This window comes from Streptomyces alkaliphilus (genome assembly GCF_014141535.1).
Lineage (GTDB): Bacteria > Actinomycetota > Actinomycetes > Streptomycetales > Streptomycetaceae > Streptomyces > Streptomyces alkaliphilus.
The window spans coordinates 1-2,136 of the sequence record NZ_VKHT01000867.1 but is presented as its reverse complement, the minus strand read 5'-3'; the positions used below and the strand labels follow the sequence as shown (position 1 = coordinate 2,136).

Genomic DNA, 2,136 nt, shown 5'->3' with positions numbered 1-2,136 from the left:
CGGCCCCCGGGGGCGCGCCCCGCCGGAGTGGCTCCGCGCGGACCTGCCGGGCCGACCCCGACGGACCCCGGGGCCGCTCCGCCAGGAGCGGCGGACCCCGCGGGCGGACGCCCCCACCCGCCGGGGCGACACGGCCCCGGCCGGTGTCCGGGGCCCCGGGCGCCCGTCGGGGCCGGCGCTCACGGAGTGCGCAGGGCCCCGCCGTCGACGGGCACGCTCGTGCCGGTGACGTAGGACGCCGCCGGGGAGAGCAGGAAGGCGGCGACCCGACCGAACTCCTCCGGCTCCCCGTACCGGCCCAGCGGGATTCCCGCCAGTGCGCGTTCCCGCGCCTCCGGGCGCCCCCGGTCCAGCTCCGCCGTGCGATCGGTGGCGATCCGCCCCGGCAGCAGACCCAGGACCCGCACCCCGCGCGGCCCGTACTCGTCGGCCAGATCCTTGGCCACCATGGCCAGCCCCGGCCGCAGGCCGTTGGAGATGCCCAACCCGGTGATGGGCGAGCGGGCCGACGAGGAGAGCACCAGGCCGATCACGCCGCCCCGGTCCCCCTCCGCGAGACGGGCGGCGGCCGTGCGGGCACAGCGCACCGCGCCGAGGAAGACGCTCTCGAAGGCCGCGCGCCACTGGTCGTCCTCGGCCGAGGCCGCCGTACCCGGCGGCGGCCCGCCCACCGAGATCAGCACGCCGTCCACCCGCCCGTGGGTCTCCTCGGCGAGATCCAGGAGCCTGCCGGGCGCCTGCGGGTCGGCGAGGTCGGCGACGGCACCGACGGACGGTGCGAGGGGGGACAGTTCGGCGACCGCGCGGTCCACCTTCCCCCGGTCCCGCGAGGAGATCACCGTGCGGGCGCCCTCCGCCGCCAGCGCCCGGGCGGTCGCCAGCCCCAGGCCGCTGCTGCCGCCGGTCACCACGAAGACCCGCCCGGAGAGTCCGAGATCCATGTGCGCCTTTCCTTCCCGGCCCCCTCCGCGCCTCCCGGCACGGGGCGCCGGGAGGCGCGAAGGGGTGTTCCGCCGTCTCGCCCGGGGTCACCGATGTGTCGCCGCCGTGCGCGGCCCGTACCCGCGCGACCGCCCCGGTTGACGTCCCGCCGGTCCGTTGGCCCGCGAAACCAGCCGCGGGCCGTCCCCGCAGCATGCCGTTCCCCGGCCCCGGCCGCAACGGTTCCCCGCCGGGCGGATACGCTGCCCGGCGAGCCTCCCCGGGGGAAGTCCGGTCGAAGTCCGGCGCTGTCCCGCAACGGTGGGCGGAACCCCGTGTTCCGCGAGCCCGATCACCCGGTGCGGCCGACGCTCCTGCCGACTCGTCGTGGACTGCGAGAGGGAGACCGGATCGGGCGAACCCCGGTGCGGGCTGCCGCCGTCGTGTGTCCCGGCCCGAACCGAGGGACGGTGCCCGGGTGCCCCATCCACAGGGTTCTCCGCGCCTTTCGCGCCCCCCGCGGCCCGATGGAGCCGCGTTCGGTGGCGACGACCGGGCCGAGGGGCCCGCCGGCACCGGCGCGAAGGGGCGCCGCCCGCGACCCCGCGTCGAACGCGCGCCCGGTTCCCCGCGCCGGGTGCCGCTGCCGCCCCTCCTCCTCGGCCTGACGCTCCTCCTGGCCTGCTCGGTGGTCGCCGCGGTCACCCTGGGCCCCTCGTCACTGGCGGCAGGCGAGGCGCTGCGGCTGCTGTGGGCGGGGCTGAGCGGTGGCACCATCGCCGCCGACGAGGTCTCCTCCTACACGATCGTGTGGGAGATCCGCTTTCCGCGCGCGGTGCTGGCCGTGGTCGTGGGAGCCGGGCTGGCGGCGGTGGGGGCGGCCGTGCAGGCGATGGTTCGCAATGCCCTGGCCGACCCGTTCGTACTCGGCATCTCCTCCGGCGCCGCCGTCGGCGCCAACGCGGTGTTGCTCTTCGGGGCGTTCGCCGCGCTGGGGGTGTGGGCGCTGTCGGGCGCGGCGTTCGTCTCCGCGCTGCTGGCGATGGTGCTGGTGTACGCCGCCGCCCGCTCCCCGCAGGGGTTGGTGCCGCTGCGGCTGGTGCTGACCGGCACCGCCATGGCGTACGGCTTCTCGGCGATCACCACCCTGATGGTGTTCCGGGCCGAGCGGGGGGAGGCGGCCCGCTCGGCGATGATGTGGCTGCTGGGCAGCCT

At 77.7% G+C, this 2,136-nt stretch carries 2 protein-coding genes; one reads left to right on the top strand and one right to left on the bottom strand.

The window, feature by feature from the left end; translation table 11 throughout:
- Positions 1–179: 179 nt before the first annotated feature.
- Complete coding sequence (locus FNQ90_RS20620) at positions 180–941, bottom strand: SDR family oxidoreductase (RefSeq protein WP_182607727.1); 762 nt, start codon at positions 939–941, stop codon at positions 180–182.
- Positions 942–1,558: 617 nt separating this feature from the next.
- On the opposite strand from FNQ90_RS20620, the gene FNQ90_RS20615 reads away from it, so the two are divergent.
- Positions 1,559–2,136, top strand: a 578-nt coding sequence (locus FNQ90_RS20615; RefSeq protein ID WP_323380100.1) for an iron chelate uptake ABC transporter family permease subunit, incomplete at its 3' end; no start/stop codon positions are given.